The sequence below is a fragment of the Massilia sp. IC2-278 genome, assembly GCF_020708045.1.
In the GTDB taxonomy this organism is placed as follows: Bacteria; Pseudomonadota; Gammaproteobacteria; order Burkholderiales; family Burkholderiaceae_D; genus Telluria.
In genome coordinates this window covers 1-17298 of record NZ_JAJFES010000020.1, presented here as the reverse complement: position 1 = coordinate 17298, position 17298 = coordinate 1, and the positions used below count along the sequence as shown (strand labels likewise).

Genomic DNA, 17298 nt, shown 5'->3' with positions numbered 1-17298 from the left:
ATGTCAAGACAGTGTTAATTTCGCGCTGCGGCATTTTTTGAAGACAGCTATGCATTTCGATATTGAACGAATCCCGACCGGCATCCCGGAACTGGATGCTGTCCTGCGCGGCGGCCTGATCCGCCAGCGCGTGCACCTGATCGAAGGCCGGCCCGGCACCGGCAAGACCACACTTGGCCTGCGCTACCTGATCCACGGCGCGCAGACCGGCCAGCGCTGCCTCTACCTGACCCTGTCCGAAAGCCACGACGAATTGCTGGCCACGGCGCGCAGCCACGGCTGGTCGCTGGACGGCATCCAGATCGAGGAAATCATGCCCCTGCCGCCGGAAACGGTTTCGGCGCAGACCATCCTGCTGCCGACCGACACCGAACTGTCGGCCCTGGTGGGCCGGATCGCCGACACGATCGCAGAGAGCGGGGCCGAGCGCGTGGTGATCGACTCGATGGTCGAGGTGCGCCTGCTGGCGCGAGACAGCCCGCACTACCGTCGCCAGATCATCGACCTGCGCCAGCGCCTGGCGCGCCTCGATGCCACTGTCATCCTGCTCGACGACCTGACGGCCGACGGCCGCGAATACGAACTGCAAAGCGCGGTGCACGGCGTGGTGACGCTGGAGCAGCTCGAGCGCAGCTTCGGCGCGGCCCGGCGCCGCCTGCGCGTGGTCAAGCTGCGCGGCGGCGACTTCCAGAGCGGCTGGCACGATTACGCGATCCAGAAAAGCGAAATCCTGGTCTTTCCCAGCCTGATCGCGCAGGAGCACCAGCGCGAGGACGGCGTTCGCGATATGTCCAGCAAGGTCGCGTGCCTCGACCGGCTGGTCGGCGGCCCGCTGACCGCGGGCAGCTCCACCATGATCGTCGGCCCTTCCGGCTCCGGCAAGTCCACGGTGGCCCTGCAGTACGCCCTGGCGGCGGTGGAAAGCGGCTGTCACGTCGGTTACTTCAGCTTCGACGAATCCGAAAGCACGCTGCGCTCACGCATGGTCGCCCACATGCACCAGGATGCCGCGCCCGACGAGGAGCGCCGGTTTCACCTGCAGCGCATCAATCCCTCGCGCATCTCGCCGGGAGAATTCATCTGGAAAGTGCGGCGCATCGTAGAAGACCGCAACGCGCGCCTGGTCATCATCGATTGCATCAACTCCTACCTCGACGTCATCCGCGAGGAAAAGTCGCTGCTGCTGCAGATGAACGAACTGTTTTCCTACCTGAGCAACATGAACGTGACCTCGATCATCATCGGCGCGCATTCGGCCAGGCTCGATACGTCCAAGGAGCCGGATGCGCTGAGCATCATCACCGACAACATCGTCTCGCTGCGCTACTACGAGCACGAAAACGTCGTCCACAAGGCGATCTGCGCCCTGAAGCGGCGCGACGGCCGCCACGAGCACGACGTGCGCGAGCTGCACCTGACCGATGCCGGCATCGAGATCGGCGAGCGGATCACGGTACCGGTGGACGAGATCGGAGTGGCGAACTTTGACTCCTGACGACCGTGCCGCCGGCGCTGCCAGCGCCGTCGCCGTCGTGTTTGCGCCGGTCGAAGGCGATGCGGCGGCGCTGCGCGGGATGCTGGAGGCTGAAGGCGTGACAGTGCGCGCCTGCGGCGACGCTGCCAGCCTGTATGCCAGCCTGGACGAACAGGCATGGTGCGCCATCGTCACCGAGGAAGGGCTGGCCCGGTGCGCGCTGGACGATCTCGACGCCGCGCTGCGGCGCCAGCCGGCATGGTCGGATTTGCCGCTGCTGGCCCTGGCCGGACCGGACCTGGCGCAGGTCGACAGCCAGCGCTTCGCACGCCTGGCGCGCATCGGCAACGTCACCCTGCTCGAACGGCCGACCTCGCGCGAAGTGCTGTTGATGTCGATCCGTTCGGCCCTGCGCACGCGGCGCCTGCAGTTCGCGGTGCGCGCGCAATGGCAGGCGCTGGAGCGGCATGCGAGTACGCTCGAAGCCGCCGTGGAAGAACGCACCGCCTCGCTCGAGCGCGAGATCGGCGAGCGCCGCCGCGCCGAGCGCGCGCTGGCCGAGGCGCGCCGGCTGGAGTCGCTGGGGCGCCTGACGGGCGGCGTGGCCCACGACTTCAACAACATCCTGCAGGTGATCTCGGGCTCGGAGACGCTGCTGCGCATGCTGCTTGCCAAGGACGCCAACGAGCGCACCGGGCGGGCGCTCGACAGCATCCGGCGCGCGGCGGGACACGGCGCGGCGCTGACCCAGCAGCTGCTCGCCTATGCGCGGCGCCAGCCCCTGAACAACGTCACGCTGGACCTGTCGCTGTACCTGCATGCCGCGGCCGAGATGCTGGGCGCGGCGGGCGGTCCGGCCGTCGCCCTGGAGCTGCTCCTCACGCACGCCTTGTGGCCGGTATCGGTCGATCCCGCCCAGCTCGACGCGGCGCTCCTGAACATCGCCGGCAATGCGCGCGACGCGATGCCCGCCGGCGGCCGGCTGGTGCTGGCGGCCCGGAATGTCGCCTTGCCCGACCCGGCCTGGCCGGAAGGCGAGGACCTGGCCGGCGACCACGTCTGCATTACCCTGACCGACGATGGCGAAGGCATGTCCGAGGAGACCGCGCGCCAGGCCTTCGAGCCGTTCTTCACGACCAAGTCGGTCGGCAAGGGGACCGGCCTGGGCCTGTCCCAGGTGCATGGCTTCGCCAGCCAGAGCCATGGCCTCGCCTTTATCCGGCGCGAACGGCGCGGGACCACGGTGGGCATCCTGCTGCCGCGCGGCGCCGGCGAGGTCCAGGCGAGCCAGGCGGCCGCGGCCGAGGTGTCCGCGCATGCGCTGGCGGGCGCGCGCATCCTGTGCGTCGAGGACAACCCGGTGGTGGCGGAAACCATGTCGTCGCTGTTGTCCATGCTCGACGCCGAGATCGTGCTGGTCGACAGTGCCGACGCCGCCATCGAGGCCGACTTCAGCGAGATCGACCTGGTTCTCTCGGACGTGATGATGCCGGGCAGTATGGATGGCATCGGCCTGGTGCACTGGCTCGCCCGTCACCATCCCGGCTTGCCGGTGGTGCTGACCAGCGGCTACCTGGTCGACCCGGGCCGGCTGGAAAAGCTGCAAGTCCAGTTCCTGCGCAAGCCCTACACGCTGGCGGCGCTGGGCCAGGCCATTTCCAGCGCACTCGAGCACGCCGGAGAATGACGAAAAAGTTCATTCCTCCAGCAGCACCTTCAGCATGCGCTGCGGGTTGGCGATGAAGTCGTGCATGACGCGGTAGTGTTCGGTGTCCTCGTACGCCACCTTGACGATGCCATGCGCACTGCACTCGTAGATGACGGCGTTCGGGTAGGCCATCAGGATCGGCGAATGGGTCGCGACCAGGAACTGGCTGCCCGCGCGCACCAGGTCGTGCAGGCGGCTGAGCATGGCGAGCTGGCGCTGCGGGGAGAGGGCGGCTTCGGGTTCGTCGAGCACGTAGAAGCTCTTGCCGCCGAAGCGCTCCATGAACAGGGTGAGGAAGGCTTCGCCGTGCGACTGTTCGTGCAGCGACTTGCCGCCGTAGGAGTCGATGATCCTCGGGCCGAAGCCTTCGCGGTCCAGCCTTTCGATCTCGCTGCTGACGTTGAAAAAGCTTTCCGCACGCAGGAAGTAGCCGTCGCGCGGCGGCATGATGCCGCGCACCACGCGCAGGTGCCCGTGCAGCGCCGAATGCGATTCGCGCGTGGCGAAATGGAAGTTGCGCCCGCCGCCTTCGGCATTGAAACCCATCGCCACCGCAATCGCTTCCAGCAGCGTCGACTTGCCCGAGCCGTTCTCGCCGACGAAGAAGGTCACCTGCGGATGCAGGGCCAGGCGGCCGAGGTGCCGCACCACCGGCAGCGAAAACGGGAATGCGTCCGCATGGGCAGCGGCCGAGGGCTTCAGGCTGACTTCCGACAGGTAGGGGCGCGTTTTCATGGTGGACTCAAGGCGGCGCGATGTGCGTCCATTGTAGGGCATCGCCGTAATACGATGACAAGTCTTGCGCCTTGACTGTACAATTCTCCGCTTGAGTGAACGGTGTCCTTCCATCGACCGATGGAAGGGTGAAACGGGAAGCCGGTGACGCGCGGGATATCCATCCCCGCCATTCCGGCGCAGCCCCCGCTGCTGTAAGCCTGACGAACCGGTTCAACGCCACTGCATCTGGGAATACCAGCGCGGGAAGGCAGGAACCGGGGAGGATGAAGGCGAGCCAGAAGACCGGCCGGTCACATTGATTGTGCAAGACCCGGGGTGTGGTCTTGTCCGTTAGGCGTTCGTCTGTTTTCCGGTTTTCTTCTGCATGTGTGCGAAGGCACGCGTTGCGCGTTTGCGCGCGCGCTTTCCTTGCCATTCCCGCGTCATGGCGGGTGGCCCGTGCACGTTCGAAGCGGGAAGGCGGGCGCGCGCACGTCTTTCGAGGATCGCCATGAACTTCCGCATGAAAAAGGCGGCTTGGGCCGCAGCTTCGCTCGCGCTCGCCGCCAGCACCGCCAGCACCGCCAGCCGCGCCGCCAGTCCCGCCGCCGACCACGCTGCGAACCCCACCGATGAGCCGCCGCTCGCCACCGTCCACGTCACCGACATGCGCCAGGCCAGCAGCAGCCTGTCGCTGGACGACACCAACAATACCGGCTCGCGCCTGGGCCTGAGCGCGCGCGAGACGCCGGCCAGCGTCAGCACCCTGGGCAGCGCCGACATCGCCGAACGCAGCCTCACGCGGGCCCAGGACGTGGCCGTGCGCATGCCCGGCATGAGCGAGGCGCCGGCACCGGGTAACGGCGGCAGCAGCCTGTCGGCGCGCGGCTTCGGCGGCCACAATTCGGTGGCGCAGATGGTGGACGGCACGCGCCTGGTGGTTGCGGCTGGCACGATCAGCTATCCGTTCTCGACCTGGCCACTGGAGGCCGTCGAAGTGCTGCGCGGCCCGGCATCGGTGCTGTATGGCGACGGCGCCATCGGCGCGGCCGTGAACTACGTGACGAAGCAGCCCGATTTCGAGCACAGCCGCCGTGAAGCGCTGTTCGGCGCCGGCTCCTTCGGCACCTGGCAGGCCGGGGTCGGCTTCAGCGGGCCGGTGAACGAGCGCGTTGCGTACTCGCTGTACGCGGACGCGGAACAGAGCGACGGCTACCGGCGCGACAACAGCTACGAGCGCCAGAACCTGTCCGGCGCGCTGGCCTGGCGCGTGAACGAAGACCTGACGGCCACCCTGAGCCTGGACGCCGGCCACAACGACGATGCGCGCTACTTCGGCACGCCGCTGCGCAACGGCAAACCCGACCCCAGCCTGCGCCGCACCAGCTTCAACGTCGACGACGCCCTGGTTCGCTACAACGACCGCATCGGCCGCCTGCGCCTGGATTACCGCGCCGCGCCCGGCCTGCGCCTGCGTAACGAGAGCTACTACCTGACCAGCAAGCGCCATTGGCGCAATGCCGAAACCTATACCCTGAACGCCGCCGGCACCCGCGTGAACCGCGGCGACTACCTGGAAATCCTGCACGACCAGGAGCAGTACGGCAACCGCTTCGACGCCGTGCTCGATGACCGCATCGGCGGCCTGGCGAACCGGCTGGTGGTCGGCTTCGACTGGTACCGCACGCGCCTCGTGCACAGCAATAATGCACCCTATGGCGGCGCCAGCACGGTCGACCCCTACGACTTCGCGCCCGGCAGCTTCATGAGCCCGGTGCCGACCATCCCCGGCCGCCGCGCCGAGCTGGAAACGCGCGCGCTGTACGCCGAAGACATGCTGGACATCGCCGCCGGCTGGAAGCTGGTGGCCGGCCTGCGCCGCGACGCCATGGACTTCGACAACGCCGACCTGCGCACCGGCGTCGCCCTCGGCAAGAAGTACGCGCCGGTCACCGGGCGCCTGGGCGCGGTGTGGAGCGTGAGCACGACGCTGTCGCTGTACGGCCAGTTCGGCACCGCCACCGACCCCTTGAGCGGTGCGCTGGCGCTGCCGAACGGTTCCGTCAGCTACGACCTGACCCGCGGCCGCCAGCTCGAATTCGGCGCCAAGGGCAGCGTACCGGCCGTGAAAGGCGAGTGGACGGTGGCAGCCTACCGCATCGAGAAGCGCAATCTGCTCTCGCGCGATCCCGAGAATCCAGCCGTCGCCCAGCAGATCGGCCAGCAGTCCTCGACCGGGCTCGAAGTCGCCTTTGCCGCCGAACCGCTGCGCGGCTGGACGATCGACGCCAACGCCGCCGTGCTGCGCGCCCGCTACGACGACTTCCAGGAAATCGTCAGCGGCCGGGCGGTTTCGCGTGACGGCAATACCCCGGCCGGGGTGCCCGAGCGCACCGCCAGCGTCTGGACCCGCTACCGCTTCCTGCCGCAGTGGGACGCCGGCCTGGGCGCGCGCTACGTCGGCCTGCGTGAATCGAACGCGGCGAACACGGCCAACCTGCCGGCCTACACCGTGCTCGACGCCTCGCTGGCCTGGCGCCAGTCGCCCGCGCTGACCCTGACGCTGGCGGCGAAGAACCTGGCCGACCGCGACTATGCCTTGTCGGGCAGCGGCGGCGTGCGCTGGCTGCTGGGCGCGCCGCGCACCGTGCAGCTGACGGCGCGCACCAGCTTCTGAGGCGGCCATGAAAAAGGCGCTGATCTTCGTGCACAAGTGGCTGGGCGTGGGCCTGGCGCTGCTGTTCCTGATGTGGTTCGCGAGCGGCATCGTGATGGTGTACGTGCCGTTTCCGGCCCTTGCGCTTGAGGAGCGCCTGGCGGGCACGGCGCCGCTGCGCCTGGACGGCTGCTGCCTGGGCGCGCAGGAGGCGGCCGCACGCGCCGGTATCGCCGTGAACGAGGCGCGCCTGGGCATGCACGGGGCGCTGCCGGTCTGGCGCGTGCTGGGTGCCGACAAGCGCTGGGCCACCCTCGATGCGCGCGACGGTGCGGCGCTGGCGGCCTTGTCCGACGCCGAGGCGATGCAGGTGGCGCAGCGTTTCAGCGGCCGGCGCGCCCTGCATGCAGAGCGCCTGGAGCGCGACCAGTGGACCGTGGCCCAGGGCTACAACCCGCACCGGCCGCTGGTGCGCGTGGTGATGGACGGCGCCGACGGCCTGGAACTCTACGTCTCGCCCGGCGCCGCCGAGGTGGTGCTCGACACGCGCCGCGCCGAGCGCGCCTGGAACTGGGTCGGCGCGGTGCCGCACTGGCTGTACTTCACCCAGCTGCGGCGCTGGCCGGAACTGTGGAACGGCGTGGTGGTATGGCTGTCGCTGCCGGGCGTGCTGCTGGCCGTGAGTGGCGTGGTGCTGGGCGTCTGGCAGCTGTACCTGAACCGCAACCGCTGGATCCCGTATCGGAAGTTCTGGATGCGCTGGCACCACATCCTGGGGCTGGCGGCGGGCGTGGTTTGCGTGACCTGGATCTTGTCCGGGCTGTTGTCGATGAACCCGTTCGGCGTGTTTTCGCCGCGTGGCGCGACGCCTGCCGAGCGCGCGGCATGGAGTGGGGCAATGGCCGGGGCGGGTGAGGCGAGCATCAATCCGGCACGGGCGCTGGCCGCGCGGCCGGGGGCGCGCGAGATCGACCTGGTGCAGCTGCAGGGGCAGGGCTGGTATCGCGTGCGCGGGGCGGCGGGGCCGGCCGACCAGGTGCTGGTGCCTGCCGATGCCGCTGCCGGGGGCGCCGTGCTCCCGGCCTTGCCGCCGGCAGCCATGATGGCTGCCTTGTCGGGATTGCGTGCCGGCGAGGCGGGGGCGGGCAAGCCGGTGCTGTCCCGGCTGACGGAATATGACGGGCTGTATTACGCGCGCGAGCCGGCGGGGGCGGCGGGCACTTATGCCCGTCCGCTGCCGGTCTGGCGCGCCGCCTGGGCCGATGGCGTGACGCTGTATGCCGATCCCGCATCGGCACGCCTGCTGTTGCGCGCCGATGCGGGCACGCCGTGGCAGCGCGTGCTGTACAACGGGCTGCACAGCTTCGACTTCGCGCCGCTGGTGGCGCGGCCAATGTTGCGTGTTTCGCTGCTGGTGGGCTTGTGTGTGCTGGGGCTGGGGCTGTGCGTGACGGCTTGTGTGCTGGCGTGGCGGGTGCTCGTGCCGGCCAGGCGGCGGGGGTAAGGTTGTTCAACGCGGTCGCGTTACGATAACGCGACCGTTGGCGGATTGTTTGCTTGCGGTATTGGGGCTGTTGCCTGATGCGGTAGTGGTGTGTTTAATCCGCGTGGGCACGAGTGCCCACCCTACGGGATGCGTTCTGGGCGAGCTCATACAAAAGCCGATAACGCTTCATGGTGTTTGCTCGCGCTCGCCGATAACGTCTCTCGTAGGGTGGGCACTCGTGCCCACGCGGATCATGCACACCCACACCGCATCAGGCAACAGCCCCACGTCCGCCCGCCTTCAATCCTCCACGAACACCACCGCCGTCCTCGGCGGAATGCTGAACGTCCCGTTCGCGCTGTCGTAACCGGCGGTAGCCGCGCGCTTGTCGCCCGCCGACGGCGCCGTGTGCACCGGATGCAAACGCAGCTGCCGGCCGCGCAGCCCGGCATCGGTGACCACATGCGCGACCTTGTCGACGTTGATCAGGTAAGTCAGGCTACCGAAGCGCCCACCGGCGTAACCCTTGCCGTCGATCGTGGCCGCGATCACGGTCGGTTCCTGCTGCGGCCCGGTGTTGAAGAAGCGCAGGCGCTGCGCCACGTCCTCGGCCGTGCGCATGCGCAGCAGGGTGGTGCCGGCGCGGATCGCGAGCAGATCGCGGAAGGCGTCGCGCGCAAACGCAATGTCCGCCGGCTGCGCGCGCAGGGCCGCATTCGCCAGCAGCGGCTTGAACAGCGGCCAGTCCTTGGCGTTGTCGTCCGCGGGCGGCAGGCCGGTGCCGAAATGGTTGGTCTGGTAGGTCCAGTCCAGGCGGTTGAACCAGTCGCCCGAATTAAAGCTGTTGCGGTCCAGGGACTTGGAACGCAGGATGTCGGAGCCGGCGTGGTAATAGGCGATGCCCTGGCTGAAGGCGGTCGTCGCCAGCGCCAGGACCTGCACGCGGGCGCGGTCGGCGCTGCTTGTTTCCAGCGGCAGTTTCAGGGCGTTGTTGTCCCAGAGCGTCTGGTTGTCGTGGTTCTCGACGTAGTTGACGGTCTCGCCGGGTTCGCTGGCATAGCCGGCCGGCTGGCCGCTGTAGTCGATGTCTTCCAGCTTGCGCGTGCTGCCATCAAACGTGGCGAGCGGATAGCTGCGCAGGGTGCCGGCCAGGCCGATGCGCACCATGTCGGCGGCGCGCAGCAGCTCAAGCGCCGGGCGCGTGCCGGCTTTCGCATTCGCGTCGTAGACCAGCCCATTGATCCAGCCCTGGCGGCTCACCAGCGCCTCGCCCGAGTCGCCGGCGCCGCCGCCACGCACGGCATCGCGCGCGCGGTCGCTGAAGGTGCCGATGCCGCTGCCGTTCAGCGACAGCTGCGAGGCCTGCACGAAGCGCGCACCGTCCGCCACTTCGCCGAAGTTCCAGCCTTCGCCGAGCAGCTGCACGCTGCGGCCGGTGGCCTTGTCGACCGCGCTTTGCAGGCGCTCCATCGCCGCGCGCGGCTGGTGGCCCATCAGATCGAAGCGGAAGGAATCGATCTTGTAGTGCTTCGCCCACAGCACCGTCGAATCGATCATGAGTTTGCCCATCATGCGGTTTTCGGTGGCGGTGTTGTCGCAGCAGGTCGAGCGCTCGATGGCACCAAGCGTGTTCAGGCGGTGGTAGTAGCCGGGCACGACGCGGTCCAGCACCGACTTGCCGTCTTGCCCGGCGACGAAGGTGTGGTTGTAGACCACGTCCAGGCCCACGCGCAGGCCGGCGCGGTGCAGGTTCATCACCATCTCGCGGAACTCGACGATGCGGCGCGCGCCGTCTTGCGGGTCGCTGGCGTAACTGCCTTCCGGAGCGTTGTAGTGCCAGGGGTCGTAGCCCCAGTTGTAGCAGTCGGTATGGGCGGTCTTGCGGATCAAGGCCTGCTGGGACTCGCCGTCTGGCGCGCCGGCAGGCTGGGGCAGGGCGCAGTTCTTTTCCGGGACGCTGGCGAGGTCGTAGACGGGCAGCAGGTGGATGTCGGTCATGCCGGCCTGCGCCAGGGCCTTCAGGTGGCGCATGCCGTTCGAGTTCGCTTCGCCAAAGGCCGTGTACTTGCCGCGCTTGGGCTGGGGGACGGTTTCGTCGTCGCGCGAAAAGTCGCGCACGTGCAGTTCATACACGGCCATGTCGACCGGCGACTTGACCGTTTGCGGGGCGCGTTCCTTGTCCCAGCCTGCCGGCTTGAGGTTGGCGGCGTCGAGATCGGCGATGTAGCTGCGCTGCGAATCCGTGCTCAGGCTGACCGAATACGGGTCGGTGACCAGGTTGCGTACCAGGCCGGCCTGTTCGCTGACCACGTCGACGGCGTAGGTGTAGTAGCGGCCGGAGAGATCGGCGGGAAGCTGGGCGCTCCAGGTGCCGGTGGCGGCGTCCATCGCCAGCTGGTGCACGGCGCCGGCGCGGCTGCTGCCGCTGTCGAACACGCAGACGGCGGCCTGCTGCGCGGTGGGCGCCCAGAGCTTGAAGCCGGTGCGCTTCTTGGTGGGCGTGGCGCCGAGGTCGGGAACTCCCTCGGCGGCGGCGTACAGGTCGTCGAGAGCGCCGGCGGCTTGCAGGCGGGTCGCGGCGAGGATGGTGCCGTTGGCGGCTTCGCGTGTCAGCACCAGCTGTTCGCGGTGCAGGGCGGGCAGGCGGGCGAGGTCCTTGTCGGCGAGCTTCAGGACGAGGCCGGCGGCGAGGTACTTGAAGCGCTCGGCGGCGTCTTTTGGAACGGCGTTGGTGATCTGCAGGTCGAACGCATCGGCGGCGCCCTTGAGCTTGCGGCCGACGATGGCTTCGATGGCGGCGGTGGGGGAATGGTAGAGCCTGAACTTGCCGTCGTCCGGCGAGTCGGGCCACTTCGCCAGCTCGCGGTTCAGCCAGACGGCGCGCGCTTCCAGCGTGTGCGGGGCGGCGGCCAGCGTGGTGGCGACAGGGCCGTTGCAGGCTTCTAGCGGAATGGCGGCGTGGGCGGAGGAGGAGAGTGCGGCGAGGACGGCGAAGGGGATGGTTCGGATCATTGTCAGTCGTGGGTGGCGCGCGTGGATATGGGTGTGTGGTCCGTAGGAAGGACGGCAGGGCCGCCTTTCGCGGCCCGGTCCTTCCTACAGCCGGGCGGAGCCGGCCGTATTGGCTTAGACCTTCGCCGCCGACGGCGACTTCGAGGAATCGAGGCTGCGATAGTGATCCACCATCTTGTACCGCTTCGCATACAGCCCGAACGCGATCGCCGCCAGCGCGGCGAAGCCGGCAAAGAAGAACATCTGGAACGCGATCACGCTCAGTCCCGAGCCGGCAATCGAATTCATCACCGTGTCGTTCTTCACCGCCGCATTCACCACCAGCACCCACAGGTTACCCACCGTGACGGCCAGGCTCCACAGCGCCATGATCGCGCCCTTCATCGAGGCCGGCGCCTGGCTGTAGGCGAACTCCAAGCCCGTGGCCGAGACCAGCACCTCGCCCATGGTCAGCAGCGCATACGGCAGGATCTGCCAGGCCATCGAGGTCGGCGTGCCGGCGTCCATCGACACCTGGATCGCGCCGATCACCAGCCACGACAGGGCCGAGAAGGCGATGCCCGAGGTCATGCGGCGCAGCGGGGTCGGGCGGATACCGATCTTTTCCAGCATCGGGAACAGCACCAGGTTATTGAAGGGAATGAGCAGCATCACCAGTAGCGGATTCAGTGCCTGCATCTGGGCCGGCAGCAGGGTGAACTCGTTGCCGAACACCGAGAAGGTGGTGATCATCGAATTGGCCTGCACGATCCAGGTCGAGGCCTTCTGGTCGAACAGCGACCAGAACGGCGTGACCAGCGCGAACACGACCAGGATGCGCAGCACCGCGCGTACGCCGTCGACCGCGTCGTCGGGATGGTGGCCGCGTGCGCGTTCCAGCTGCATCGAGATGCCCATGCCGACAAAAGCCAGCAGCAGCACCAGCGCCGTGCAGGCCGCGATCACGAAGCCCCAGCTTGGCGACATCAAGAGCGACGCGATCGCGCCGAACACACCGACCATGGCCACCGTGCGGCCGGCGCCGTTGGTGGAGAGGGCGGTGCGCGAGACGCGCGAGAACGAGTGCGGGTTCGGCGCGGCGGGCGGCACGTGCACGTACTTCTTCTTCCCGCTCCAGAACACCATGGTGGCGACGAACATCATGATGCCCGGGATGCCGAAGGCGACCGCGGGCCCGTAGTTCTTCAGGAACAGCGGCATCAGCAGCGATGCAAAGAAGGAGCCGAAGTTGATGATCCAGTAGAAGGCGTCGAACACGATCTTCGCCTTGTCCTTGTTGGTCTGGTCGAACTGGTCGCCGACAAAACTCGACACCAGCGGCTTGATGCCGCCCGAGCCGAGCGCGATCAGGCCCAGGCCGAGGTAGAAGCCATTGACGTTGTCCTCGAAGATGGCGAGGCAGGCGTGGCCGGCGCAGTAGACGAGGCTGAGCCAGAACACGGTGTTGTACTTGCCGAAGAAACGGTCGGCCAGCCAGCCGCCCAGCAGCGGGAAGAAGTACACGCCGATCACGAAGGTGTGGAACACGTGCTTGGCTTCGCCGGTACGCTCCGACTCCGGCAGGAACAGCAGCAGCGTCGAGATCAGGAAGGGCGTCAGGATGTTGCGCATCCCGTAGAAGCTGAAGCGCTCGCAACCTTCGTTGGCGATGATGTACGGGATCTGGCGGGGCATGCGTCCGCTGGAGGGCGTGGTCGGCTGGTTCATGGACTCGTCCTGTGAATGAATTAACCCGGGATGCTATGACGCCCTTGCGGTCTTGGCAACCGGAAAATTGATGTCGGGTTAACTGAACCGTAGTTTAGCTACTTTTGTTTCATCCTATGCAAATAGTATTTGCATGTAAGCCTTTGAATGCAAAGAATATTTGCATGTATTCACAGTCCTTTCGAAGATTGTAATGTTGCAAAAGCTGCTGTATATTGCGTAAAAACCAGCAGCCCAAACCGAATTTCAACTTTACTTCCCACGTCATGACCCAGACTTCCACGCAAACGAACGATTGGTGGCGCGAAGCCATCATCTACCAGGTCTACCCGCGCAGCTATCTCGACACCAACGGCGACGGCGTGGGCGATATCCCCGGCATTACCGCGAAGCTCGACTACATCGCCAGCCTGGGCGTGAACATCGTCTGGCTCTCGCCTTACTTCAAGTCGCCGATGAAGGACTTCGGCTACGACATCTCCGACTACTGCGACGTCGACCCGCTGTTCGGCACCTTGGCCGATTTCGACGCGATGGTCGCCAAGGCGCACTCGCTCGGTTTGAAAATCATGATCGACCAGGTGATGGCGCACACCGCCGACGCCCACCCATGGTTCGTCGAAAGCCGCTCCAGCCGCGACAACGCCAAGTCCGACTGGTACGTCTGGGCCGACGCGGCGCCGGACGGCAACCCGCCGAACAACTGGATGTCGGTCTTCGGCGGCTCGGCATGGCAGTGGGACACGCGCCGCAAGCAGTACTACATGCACAACTTCCTGGTGAGCCAGCCGCAGCTGAACTTCCATAACCCGGACGTGCAGAAGGCCCACCTGGACGCGCTGCGCTTCTGGCTCGAGCGCGGCGTGGACGGCGTGCGCATGGACGCCTGCAACTACCACTTCCACGACACCGAACTGCGCAGCAATCCGCCGGCCACCAAGCGCGACACCGCCTCGGTGACCGACGTGAACCCCTACGGCATGCAGTCGCACATCTACGACAAGACGCGTCCGGAAAACATCGCCTTCCTGCAGCAGATCCGCGCGCTGCTGAACGAATACGGCGCCGTGTCGATCGGCGAAGTCGGCGCCGACGACGCGCTGGCCTGCATGGCCGAGTACACGGCCGACGGCGACAAGCTGCACATGGCCTACAGCTTCAATTTGCTGACGCCGGAATTCACGGCGAAGCACATCCGCACCCAGGTCGAGGAATTCGAGGCGCGCGTGCAGGGCGGCTGGGCTTCCTGGTCGGTGGGTAACCACGATGCGATCCGCGTGGTGACGCGCTGGCGCGGCGAGGATGCGCCCGTGGCGTTTGCGGGGATGGTGCTGGCGATGCAGTTGGCCCTGAAAGGCACGCCTTGCCTGTACCAGGGCGACGAGCTGGCGCTGCCGGAAGCGGACGTGCCCTACGAACTGCTGCAAGACCCGTACGGCATCACCTTCTGGCCCGAGTTCAAGGGCCGCGACGGCTGCCGCACGCCGATGCCGTGGACCGATGCGGCGCCGAACGCCGGCTTCACCCAAGGCACGCCATGGCTGCCGGTGGCCGAGCCGCACCGCATCAATGCCGCCTCGGTGCAGGAAAGCGATCCCGCGTCTGCATTGAATGCCGCGCGCCGCATCATCCATTGGCGCCAGAGCCTGCCGCAGCTGACCCGCGGCGGCATCTCCTTCTTCGACGCGCCGGAACCGATCCTGGCGCTGCGCCGCACGCTCGACGGCGAGCCGGCCATCCTGGCTGCGTTCAACTTGTCGGGCCAGCCGGTGAGCTTCGACTGGGCTGAAACGGCGCAAGCTGCCAATCTCGAAGGCCACGGCCTGCCTGGCGAAGCCGCGGGCGGTCGCGTCACGCTGCCTGCCTACGGCGCCTGGTTCGGCACGCTGTCCTGATGGGGAGCGGGCACGAGCCTGAAAAGTTCACGCGCACCGCCTTTGCCGATGGCCCGCGCCTGCTGGCCGACATCGGCGCCACGCATGCGCGCTTCGCCTTGCAGACGGCGCCGGGCGTGTTTCGGCAGGTGTCGGTGCTGCGCTGCGAGGACTTCGACGGCATCGTGCCGCTTCTCCGTCACTACCTGCATCAGCATGCGGGCCTGAAGCTGCACCACGCCGCCTTTGCGGTGGCGAACCCGGTGAACGGCGACCAGGTGCGCATGACGAACCGCGCCTGGGAATTCTCGACCGAGGCCTTGCGGCGCGAGCTGGGCCTGTCGACGCTGCTGGTGGTGAACGACTTCACGGCGCTGGCCATGGCCATTCCCGTGCTGGCGCCGAACGACCTGCTGCAAATCGGCGGCGGCGCGCCGGCATCGAACGCGGTGATCGGCGTGCTGGGGCCGGGCACCGGTCTCGGCGTGTCGGGCGTGATCCCGACCGCCGACGGTTTCGTCACCCTCGGCAGCGAGGGCGGGCACATGAATTTCGCCCCGGGCGACGAGCGCGAGTTCGCGATCCTGCAATTCGCCTGGCGCGAGTGGCAGCACGTGTCGAACGAGCGCCTGATCTCGGGGCCGGGCATGGAGCTGACCTACCGCGCGCTGGCCCGGCGCAATGGCGTGCCCGACGCGCCGGCACGCACGGCGGCGCAGATCATCGCCGGCGCCCTGGACGAGGGCGATGCGCTCTGCTTCGAGGTGCTGGAAGTCTTTTGCGGCATGCTGGGCGGCGCCGCGGCGAATCTCGCCGTCACGCTGGGCGCCTTTGGCGGCGTGTACATCGGCGGCGGCATCGTGCCGAGAATGGGCGAGTGGTTCGCGCATTCGCCTTTCCGCGCGCGCTTCGAGGCCAAGGGGCGCTTCTCGGATTATTTGTCCAGCATTCCCACCTACGTCATCACCACGCCGAACCCGGCCTTCCATGGCGTGGCCACCATCTTGTCGGAACACCTGCGCGGACGCAGCGGTGCCAACACGCTGATGGAGCGCATCAAGCACCTGCGGCAGGAGCTGACGCCGGCCGAGGGGCGCGTGGCGACCCTGGTGCTGGAGCAGCCGCGCCTGGTGCTGAACGAGCCGATCGCCGACATCGCGCGCCTGGCCGACGTGAGCCAGCCGACCGTGATCCGCTTCTGCCGCTCGCTCGGCTTCCTGGGCCTGGCCGACTTCAAGCTGAAGTTCGCCAGCAGCCTGACCGGGGCGATTCCGGTGCGGCATAGCCAGGTGAGGAACAGCGACAGCACCCACGATTTGTCGGCCAAGGTGATCGACAACACGGTGTCGGCCATTTTGAAATTCCGCGACGGGCTGGACGTGCGCTCGCTCGACCGCGCGATCGAGCTGGTGAGCCGGGCGCGGCGCGTGGAGTTCTACGCGCTGGGCAATTCGCGCGTGGTGGCGCTCGATGGCCAGCACAAGTTCTTCCGCTTCCGGATTCCGACCGCGCTGTATGGCGATTCGCACCTGTTCGCGCTGGCGGCCGATTTGCTGGGGCCGGGCGACGTGGTGATCGCGATTTCGAAGTCGGGGCAGGTGCCCGAGCTCTTGCGGGCGGTGGATATCGCGCGCGCCGCCGGGGCGGATGTGATTGCGATCGGCAGCGGGCAATCGCCGCTGGCGCGCAAGGCAAGCGTGTGCCTGGCGGTGGACCATGCCGAGGACAGCACCAGCTTCCTGTCGATGATTTCGCGGATATTGCAGTTGCTGCTCATCGATATCATGGCGGTGGGCTTATCGATCGATGCGCACAATGGGCGCGAGAAAGAGGCAGCGCAGTCGGAGGTGGGCAGGTTGTTGATTTCGCATATGGGGAGTTGAGGTCGCTGGACTCCCGTGCGACTGCATTGGTTTGCAGGAGGGGTACAGCGTGGACTCGGGAGTCCACCCTACAACGGCGGTTTTCGTAGGGTGGACTCCCGAGTCCACGCTGTACCACATATGAAAGTCGAGAAGATCGCCAGAGCATCGTAGGGTGGGTTCTCGAACCCACCATCCCACAACGTGGCAAAAGGAAGAAGGTGCCGCCGACCGTGGGAGGAGTCACCACGCGTCTACCGCGAAACGCCGGTGATTCGGCCGGCAGCACCCCCACGATAATCTCCACCCAACCGCCGAGTTTGATACAGCTCAATCGTGCTCGGCTGGCCGGCGCGGTGAACCCTCAGTCCGCCGATTTCAGCCGGATCTTGTGTATCCCGCGCCGCCATTCGTCCAGCGACAGCACCGAATCGGTCTCGGTGTCTTCCACCAGGATGTCATTCCCGGTCCGCGCCACCAGGAAACTCTCGCGCCGCAGCACCCGGTCCGTGCGGTTCTCGACAAAGCTCAGCTGCCAGTAGGCGCGCCCGTTAAGCAGGCGCGGCTGCGGGTCGTCCTCGATGACCGCGCCATGCGCCTTGCCCTGCGAGCGCTTCTCGATCTCCGCCGACCATTCCTTCACCTCGGGCAGGGCCAGCAGGGCCGCCATGGCCTGGTCGCGCGTCACGGCCGGCTCGGCGGGCTGTTGCACCGGCGGCGGAGCCGGCGGAGGAGGGGGCGCCGGCTTGTCCTTGCAGCCGGCCAGGGCGGCGGCGGCAAGCACGGTAACGGTCAGCAGGCG

The 17298-nt window shown here is 67.3% G+C and carries 11 protein-coding genes and 1 riboswitch; of the genes, 6 read left to right on the top strand and 5 right to left on the bottom strand.

What is annotated here, in order from left to right:
* Nucleotides 1–49: 49 nt before the first annotated feature.
* Nucleotides 50–1495 (top strand): ATPase domain-containing protein, encoded by a 1446-nt coding sequence (locus LK540_RS23035; RefSeq protein ID WP_229439736.1) that lies wholly within the window; start codon nucleotides 50–52, stop codon nucleotides 1493–1495.
* Nucleotides 1485–3161, top strand: coding sequence for a response regulator (locus LK540_RS23030; RefSeq protein ID WP_229439735.1), 1677 nt, complete (start codon nucleotides 1485–1487; stop codon nucleotides 3159–3161). The genes LK540_RS23035 and LK540_RS23030 overlap by 11 nt, the downstream gene beginning before the upstream one ends.
* A 9-nt stretch (nucleotides 3162–3170) precedes the next feature.
* Here the strand turns inward: LK540_RS23030 and LK540_RS23025 are convergent, their stop codons facing one another.
* Both LK540_RS23025 and LK540_RS23020 read right to left on the bottom strand, forming a co-directional pair.
* Entirely contained in the window at nucleotides 3171–3917 is a 747-nt protein-coding gene (locus LK540_RS23025; RefSeq protein WP_229439734.1) for an AAA family ATPase, read from the bottom strand.
* Between the two features lie 83 nt (nucleotides 3918–4000).
* Nucleotides 4001–4226: riboswitch (cobalamin riboswitch) on the top strand.
* Nucleotides 4227–4250: 24 nt separating this feature from the next.
* Nucleotides 4251–4412, bottom strand: a complete 162-nt coding sequence (locus tag LK540_RS23020) for a hypothetical protein (RefSeq protein WP_229439733.1) — start codon at nucleotides 4410–4412, stop codon at nucleotides 4251–4253.
* A 10-nt stretch (nucleotides 4413–4422) separates the two neighbouring features.
* On the opposite strand from LK540_RS23020, the gene LK540_RS23015 reads away from it, so the two are divergent.
* Together LK540_RS23015 and LK540_RS23010 are read left to right on the top strand one after the other, a co-directional pair.
* The gene (locus LK540_RS23015; protein WP_229439732.1) at nucleotides 4423–6576 is read left to right on the top strand and encodes a TonB-dependent siderophore receptor; all 2154 of its coding nucleotides are present in this window, start codon (nucleotides 4423–4425) and stop codon (nucleotides 6574–6576) included.
* 7 nt (nucleotides 6577–6583) lie between these two features.
* Entirely contained in the window at nucleotides 6584–8059 is a 1476-nt protein-coding gene (locus tag LK540_RS23010) for a PepSY domain-containing protein (protein ID WP_229439731.1), read from the top strand.
* A gap of 282 nt (nucleotides 8060–8341) precedes the next feature.
* On the opposite strand, the gene LK540_RS23005 is transcribed toward LK540_RS23010, so the two are convergent.
* Complete coding sequence (locus tag LK540_RS23005; RefSeq protein ID WP_229439730.1) at nucleotides 8342–11053, bottom strand: alpha-1,6-glucosidase domain-containing protein; 2712 nt, start codon at nucleotides 11051–11053, stop codon at nucleotides 8342–8344.
* Between the two features lie 114 nt (nucleotides 11054–11167).
* A complete protein-coding gene (locus LK540_RS23000; protein WP_229439729.1) occupies nucleotides 11168–12760 on the bottom strand; it encodes an oligopeptide:H+ symporter in 1593 nt (530 codons plus the stop codon).
* A gap of 266 nt (nucleotides 12761–13026) precedes the next feature.
* Between LK540_RS23000 and LK540_RS22995 the strand changes: the two genes are divergently transcribed.
* Nucleotides 13027–14655: an alpha-glucosidase gene (locus tag LK540_RS22995; RefSeq protein ID WP_229439728.1), complete on the top strand. Its 1629-nt coding sequence runs from the start codon at nucleotides 13027–13029 to the stop codon at nucleotides 14653–14655.
* Complete coding sequence (locus LK540_RS22990; protein WP_229439727.1) at nucleotides 14655–16517, top strand: glucokinase; 1863 nt, start codon at nucleotides 14655–14657, stop codon at nucleotides 16515–16517. Before LK540_RS22995 ends, LK540_RS22990 begins: the two co-directional genes overlap by 1 nt.
* A 343-nt stretch (nucleotides 16518–16860) precedes the next feature.
* Here LK540_RS22990 and LK540_RS22985 read toward each other — a convergent pair.
* The coding region (locus LK540_RS22985; RefSeq protein WP_229439726.1) for a hypothetical protein at nucleotides 16861–17298 on the bottom strand (438 nt) is incomplete at its 5' end.